Raw genomic sequence first — 7,733 nt, 5'->3', positions numbered from 1 at the left:
ATCTTCGGAAAAGTGTTTGTCGACCGCAACGGTAATGGCGTACAGGATGAAGGTGAAGAAGGTCTGGGCGGCGTGAAGTTAGTGACGGCTCGGGGAGAAATCATCACAACTGATACGCATGGTCGTTACCATATAGTCGGTGTATCGGGAGGCCGTTGGGAACGAGGTGCAAACTTCGTCATCAAATTAGACCCACGAAGTTTACCGAAAGAGTACAAAGTGAGCGGACGTAATCCAAAAGTGGTGAGAGTATCGCCGGGATTACCAAGTAAAGTTGATTTTGGTGTTACCGAGGTAAATCAGTAATTACCATCAAAGACGGACAAGGAAGTCTGTCTATCCCTATCCTTTCAGGTCTTTCCCCCGTCTATCGGGGGTTTTTTATTTCTAATTAATCTATCCTCTTAATCTTACTTTTAATAACTATAAACAGCTAATTAAAGTAACAATTAATATAGAAATTAGCGATCAGAATAATATATATTGATCGTTTATTGTGATCAATATATAGTATTATGTAAATATTATGAAAAAGTTTTAATAAAAGTATTTCATTTTGTGATTTTTTTAACTGATTGATTAGCTAATTTATTATTTATCAACAAAGGTTAATTAAGATTGGTCATCAATCATTTTTTAAGGTTTATGGATAAATTTTGATGTTGAGTTGAATTACGGAAATAAAAAATATAATCGATCTTAGAAGAAGAGGAAGGAAATAAACTAAATGAAAAAACATAACTGGACCCGGCATCCACTTTGCCTGAGTATTAGTTTTGCTTTTTTACTTGGCTCCAATAATGTTTATGCAGGTAGTTTAGATATACCTAAATTAAATATTATTCGGGATGAGTTTAACGCAGAAGAAAAGCTTAATTTAAGTATTTATAATCCAAAAGTGAAGTTGACGTCGCAAGGATTGTTTACGACACCAATGGGACTTTATATTTACACTAACTACCCAACCAAAATCGCAGAATATCAAATCACCATTTACCGTCAATCGGATTTAGATAACAGACAACCATTAAAGATTTTACGATTTAAAGAAATCAGTCCGTATGAAGCGGTGTTATGGCGTGGTGAAACCGATAATGGCGAGCCGTTATCGACAGACAGCGAGTATAAAGCGATTTTAACCACCACCAGTTATGACGGTTTAAAAGACAGTGTTTATGCAACATCGTTTAAGACATTAGGTCAAGGCATAGCAGACCATAACAGTGATTTTATTTCCTACAACAAACTGGACAATCAATCGGACTCAGGTCATTTATTATTTGGTCAATTAAAATCAGAGAGCACGATACCGGGCTTTGGCGAAAGCCGAATAAACCATCAGGGCATCGTCACCAGTGCGCAAGACCGTAAAGTGGTCATTCAAATGGCGGGACTGGAAGATAAAAAAGCAGTGATGCTCAATGGTGAACGCTTAGTGGTGGACGACAATGGTCGAGCCATGCGCGAGATAATTTTATCGCCGGGTGAGTATCAGTTTGATATAAGCTGGCAGGATGAATCGGGTCAGAAACAATCGCAACAGGAAAAGTTAGTGGTTGAAAAGAAAGATGACATTTTTTATGTGGGTATCGTGGATGTGACGTATGCACAAAACAATGTTAGTGGAAAAGGGCGTTCGATACTGGAAGATGCCGACAGTCATCACTACAGCGGCAAAGGGAGCTGGGATGGTCGGGTTGCTTTTTACTTAAAAGCAAATAAAGGCGATTATCGGTTAACGGCACATCTGGACACGACTGAAACGAAATTAAAAAATGCATTTGGACATTTAGGTGAAAAAGACCCGACTCGTTTTATCCGAGAAATCGACCCGCAAGCTTACTACCCGATATACGGAGATGATTCGACCACGGAAAGTGATGTGGATACGGAAGGGAAGTTTTATATCAAATTAGAGAAGGGCAAAAGTTACGGGTTATGGGGTAACTATAACTCCCAAATTACTGGCAATGAGTTTGCCAACTTTAACCGCAGTTTATATGGGGCAAAGTTATATCACGAAAGTGAGCATTCAACCCGTTATGGTGATACCCGCACATTCGCGACGGTGTTTTTATCGAACGGTGAAACGCGAGGCAGTCATGTTGAGTTAGCCTCGACTGGTGGTAGTTTATACTTTTTAAAACATCAGCGTATTACCGAAGGAAGTTTAAAGCTGTCGATGGAGGTACGTGACCGCAATACCGGTCGGGTGCTGAGCACCAGTACCTTGAACGAAGGGGTTGATTATGAAGTGAATCAATTTCAGGGTCGGGTGATGTTAACCAAAGCCCTACCGATGACGGCAAACGGTGGCACGGGCAGTTCAATTATTGAAAGCGGTAATCTGGTTGGGGGTAACCCAGTCTGGATTATAGCGGAATACGAATATTACTCGGACGGTTTTGACTTTGAAAGCCAAAAAGTGTTTGGTGGTCGGGCTTATCACTGGTTAAACGACCATGTTCGAATTGGTGGGACGTATATCAGTGAAGACCAGTCAGGCGGTGAAACGTATGAGTTAAAAGGGCTAGATGTCATTGTCAGACCGACGCAAGGCACGCATACCCATTTTGAATATGCCAAAAGTAAGGCAAGGATGAGTGATATTTTTGTGTCGAGTAATGGTGGCTTATCATTTAATCAGACGGTGTTATCGGGTGATACACGGGGAGCGGCATGGAAGATTAATCAAAAAATCGAATTCAGTGATTTGACCGGTGAGGATATCCCATTAAGTTTTACGGGTTACTATTCGATGCAGCAGAAAGGCTTTTCGTCCTTTGCTAAAGCCCGTAGCAGTGATTTAGAAGAGTGGGGTGGCGAATTACGTTATGACTTTGAGACGGATAAAAAAGGTATCTTACTGGGTTACAGTCGTGAAAAAGACAAGGCAAATTATGTCGAAAAAATCGCGCGTGCTCAATATTACACAACACTCGGTGACTTATATAAAACGGCGTTAGAGTTACAACAACGCAACACACATAATTATGGTGATGCTTCTACCCGTGAAACCTTAGTGGCGGCGAAACTGGAACGCTCGTTTTTTGACGGACGGGACAAAGGTTACATCATTCAGCAGCTGACGTTAGGTAAATCGGGCGATGTGGCGAATGATAACCGTACCACCTTAGGATACAGTTCACAAATTACCGAAAGCATCAATTTGGGTGCAGAAGTATTTGCATCAAATCGGGGTGCCGGTGGTGGTGTTCAGGGGAGCTGGGATGTAAATGACCGCACCAGTTTATATACCAAAGTCTTAAATGATGTGGACTCGACCTCGGGGCGGGGTATTACGACAATTGTTGGGGGACGCACCAAAGCGACCAGTCAGATGGAGCTTTACTCAGAGCGTCAATTTAAAACCACCAAAATTGACCGAACTACTTCTGATGTTTATGGGGTAAGTTATAAACCGACGGAAGCACAATTTATAGAGGGGTCTTACTCGGTAGGGCGGGTGAATAATCGTTACCGAAACCGCAATACCAGTTTAACCGGAAATGATGAAACCCGCCGAGATGTGTATGCAGTAGGATATGGTTATAAAAATGATACTGTTCAGGTACGTAACCGGGTGGAATACCGGATAGATGAAGGTAGTGAGCGGATCCGTCAATGGGTAACGACCAACCGGGCAAAAACGACCGTGAACGAGAACCTAAGCTGGATGGCACAGTTTGATTTTGCAAAAACGTTAGGAGAGCACAATAACAACAGTGAAGTGGTGAGTAACTACACGGAATCGACATTAGGCTTTGCTTATCGCCCGTTATCTATCAATAACCTGAATTTATTCGGAAAGCTAACGTATGTGTATGGTTTAGATCCGGATGATCAGCTGATAGCAAATTCAACATCGTCAAATAGCAAAAGCTATACCTCAAGCCTGTATGACCAAAAAAGTTGGGTGTGGTCATTAGAAGGTGTGTATGAGTGGAATGCGAACTGGGAAACAGCGTTTAAAGCGGCGCACCGACAAGGGCATTTACGTTATAAAGGTGAAAGCACGTGGTACTCATCAGGAGCAAGCTTATATGCACTTCGCCTCAATTACAAGACAGGTGACTGGGAATACCAGATAGAAGGTCGAACGTTACGTACAAACCTAGCGGATGACCATAAAGACGGGGTTGTGACCAGTATTTACCGAAATGTCGGTGACAATATCAAGATGGGAATAGGTTATAACTTTACGGATTACAATGACAACTTAACGCGTCTGAACTACCGTTCACATGGTTGGTTTGTCAATGTAGTAGGGAGTTTCTAATGAACAGTTGGCAAAAAGTTAATAGAGGTCAGATGTATTCATCCGTGCAAATCAAATCAAACCGAAAAGTAGAAAAACGAAAAGAAGAGAATTTGCGCATATCAGGAGAAAAGATAATGCGAACTGCACATCATGCAACAGTGAAAAAAAGAATGCTAAGGGGTATAAAACAACTATTAGCCTCAGCGTTTATATCGATGGTGACACTATCAACTGCGTATGGCTTTGATATAGGTGGAAAAGTCTATTTAGATTATGATAATACGGCAAGCAAAACGGAAATGCCGTTAACGGGTTTAAAAGTTGAATTATATGATAGTAACCAAAAACTATTATCTGATGCAACAACCAACCAAGATGGAAGCTATAAATTAGATGCGCCGTTCCTGGGGACATATAGGATTGTTGCCAAAACGACTGAAGGTGAAACCATTGATCGCTCAGTACAACTGATAGTGGATACCGGCGCCTCTGCTCAGAATTTATTTATCAAAGGGCAAGGCGGTGATATCAACTTAGTGATAAAAGATGACAAAGGCGCCGGTGCAAAGAATATTCCTGTTAGACTAATTTATAGTGCTTCTTCCAAAACTCCTATTTTTGTAACAAGTAATAGTGGTACAGTCGAACTTAAAAATACCTTAAAAGGGCATCAGTATGATATGGTGGTTGATGCAGAAGATTTTATTGCAGATTCAAGTAATAAAATCAAATATGCCTTATGGGATGCAACGTTACCGGATAGCAAAAACGCCTACGTTGACAAAATTAGTTTTAATATGGCGGGTAAAAACCAAAAAGGTGTGTTTAATGTTAAACCACGTAATGAATGGGGTGTCGATGGTGTTGTCGCTATCGATCAAAATGGTGATGGGATCTATACAGTAGATTTTGATACCGGTGCGATTGATATGAATGTCGAGCTTTACTATCCTGGCACGACAACCAAAGTACTGGGTACAAAAACAATGACTACTACCGATAATGGTCGATATCGTTTTAAAGACTTAGCGGTGGCGAGTTATGACATTAAGGTAACCAATGTTAAAGCACCTTATATTCCAATTAGTAAAATTGAACAAAACGTTAAAATAACAGACGAAAATAATCAAACAAGTGGTCCGACATTTTTATTAAAAATGGAACCGAACGATACAACGTTAGCTGGTATATCTGGAAATGTGTTTGTACTAGGACCTCAGCAATATATTAAAGCAGGTCCAGATTCAGGTAAAACGGGCAATAATATTCCGCTTGCCACTCTGGGTAGTACAGGAATTAATACCACTGTCGAACTTTACCAACATAATGGAACCGATTGGGAAAAAATTGCTTCTCAATTAACAGCCGGTAATTTGGGCACCTATCAGTTTGTTGGATTAGTAAAAAACAAAGATTATAAAGTTGTTGTCACGGAATCAAATATAAATTTAAATGAAAATATTTTTGTCAATGATACAGACGGTAAATCAACCAGTACCTCCTCTAAATCAAAAAGTATTCATAAAGGTAAAGTCACATTAAGTAATGGTATGCAAGCTAATATTGCTGCTAAAGAGATTATTTTACCTAAACTTAACGAGAGAAAAACCAACCAAAACTTTTGGTATTCACCAATACGTAAAGATTTAGGTAATTTATTAGTCGTCAATTATTTGAAAACAGCCAATGGGGAATGGAGCTGGAGTTCAACGATTAATGGGCTCGAAGCGATTACCGCCAGTACTTATACTAAAATTGTCTTTTTTGAAGAAGATGGTGTGACTCAAGCAACCGATTTACAAGGTAATAAATTAGAAGTCAGCTATCAAAAGCCGGGTTTTTATGGCGTAAGAGGCTCACAAAATTATCCTATCGATCATGCGGGTTTGTTTTATTATTCTGTTGTTGAATATGATAAGGATAATTTGGATTATCCCGAATCATATAATGGCGAATATTCGGTTAATGTTGCACCGGCTAAAACTTGGGGAGATACCATCTATTTTACACCAACAAGACCCAATACGATTTCCGGATATGTTTATTTAAATAATAGTCATTCTGGTACTTTGGGTACTTATAATCCAAATCAAGATATACCAATTAAACAAAATCGGGTTACTCTGGAGCGTGAAGTATTTGGAGAATGGACAGTTATCACCGAATTCGCAACAGATGAAAAGGGTCATTACAATTTCACTAATTTGCCTAATGGAGAGTATCGTGTTACGGCTAAACAGGAATATGGTGGCGGCAGTGATATAAGGAATGGCGATATTGATTTCGAAAATAATGATCAGAATAGTGGTTCGAGTATCGATCCTAATGATAATAAAAAAACGATATCAAGCATTATTGTTAATGCGAGTGGTGGTAACAAATATAACACAGATACTAACATCTGGTATAAATTAAAAATTAATCAACACATACTTCGTGGCTCAGTATTTTTAGATACATGGTTAGGTGATGGTGAGATACAAACGGGGCAAATGTACAATGCTAATGACTTACCATTAAAGAATGCTATTGTTTTACTTTGCGAAGATGACGGTACCAATGATTGTACTGAAAACGGAAGTAATTTTATTGGGAAAAAACTAACGAATGCCAAGGGTGAATATAGCTTTCAAGGGCAACAAGATGGTATTAATCGAGATGTGACTTATATCGTTAAAACTATCTATCCAGGGACAACGGCTGTCACTAATCCTGATAAAGAGTTAGCACCAAGTTATAAAGTACAGTTTAAACAACTTGATATGCCATTAACTAAGCACTTCCTAATGCAAGGAAAAGGACAATTTTCGGGGGCGCCTGTTAATGATCTCAATGGTGATATGAAGTATGCAGGTGAGCAAACGATTGAGAATGGAGATGGATATTTTCAAATTTACTTCTGGAATGGAAGTGATTATGAAAAATGGGGTGATATTGGTGATTACTATCGAACGATCAAGCTAAAATCATTGCCTCAAGGCAAATATCGTGTCGTTCACAATCAGGGTGATAATTTTATCGATATTGCAGATATGGACCCGGCAACACCACCAGGAACGTTAGATTTTGAAGTATTAGCCGATGGCTCACTTGCCAATAATTTAGATAAAAATAATCTATTCCTAATGCAAGCTCAAGTTTCATCATCAAATACGACCGAGGCAATTTCGGGCAAGCTTTACTTGGATGTAACAGGTTCTAAAAACAAAGATGAAGCAGTTGAGCTCACTAAAGAAGAACTCATTCAATATAATAAAGGTTTGCTAACCGTAAGTGGTATTTTTACCCCTCGCATCTACCCGGGATATTTTAACGGTAATGTTGACGATATTTTGGATCAAGTTGACTTTATCGATAAAAATCTAAAATACACGGGCGAATTTGCTTATACAGCCGCGAATTCAACGCGAGGAAAATTATATCTAACCAATATGTTATTACGTTTAACTGGTTTGGATACCACGCAATTTGA

At 39.3% G+C, this 7,733-nt stretch carries 3 protein-coding genes; all 3 read left to right on the top strand.

Features of this window, described 5'->3' with window-relative positions; translation table 11 throughout:
* Positions 1–306: SdrD B-like domain-containing protein (locus tag ACGH6R_RS11060; protein WP_411597472.1), on the top strand; the 306-nt coding region annotated here is incomplete at its 5' end.
* Between the two features lie 421 nt (positions 307–727).
* The gene (locus tag ACGH6R_RS11055) at positions 728–4,279 is read left to right on the top strand and encodes a hypothetical protein (protein WP_411599826.1); all 3,552 of its coding nucleotides are present in this window, start codon (positions 728–730) and stop codon (positions 4,277–4,279) included.
* On the top strand, positions 4,279–7,733 hold a 3,455-nt coding region (locus tag ACGH6R_RS11050), incomplete at its 3' end, for a hypothetical protein (protein ID WP_411599825.1). The genes ACGH6R_RS11055 and ACGH6R_RS11050, both read left to right, overlap by 1 nt.

The sequence above is a fragment of the Gilliamella sp. CG13 genome (genome assembly GCF_046635805.1).
Taxonomy (GTDB): Bacteria; Pseudomonadota; Gammaproteobacteria; order Enterobacterales; family Orbaceae; genus Gilliamella; species Gilliamella apicola_I.
The sequence above is the reverse complement of the archived record's forward strand: the minus strand, read 5'-3'. Positions and strand labels throughout refer to the sequence as shown.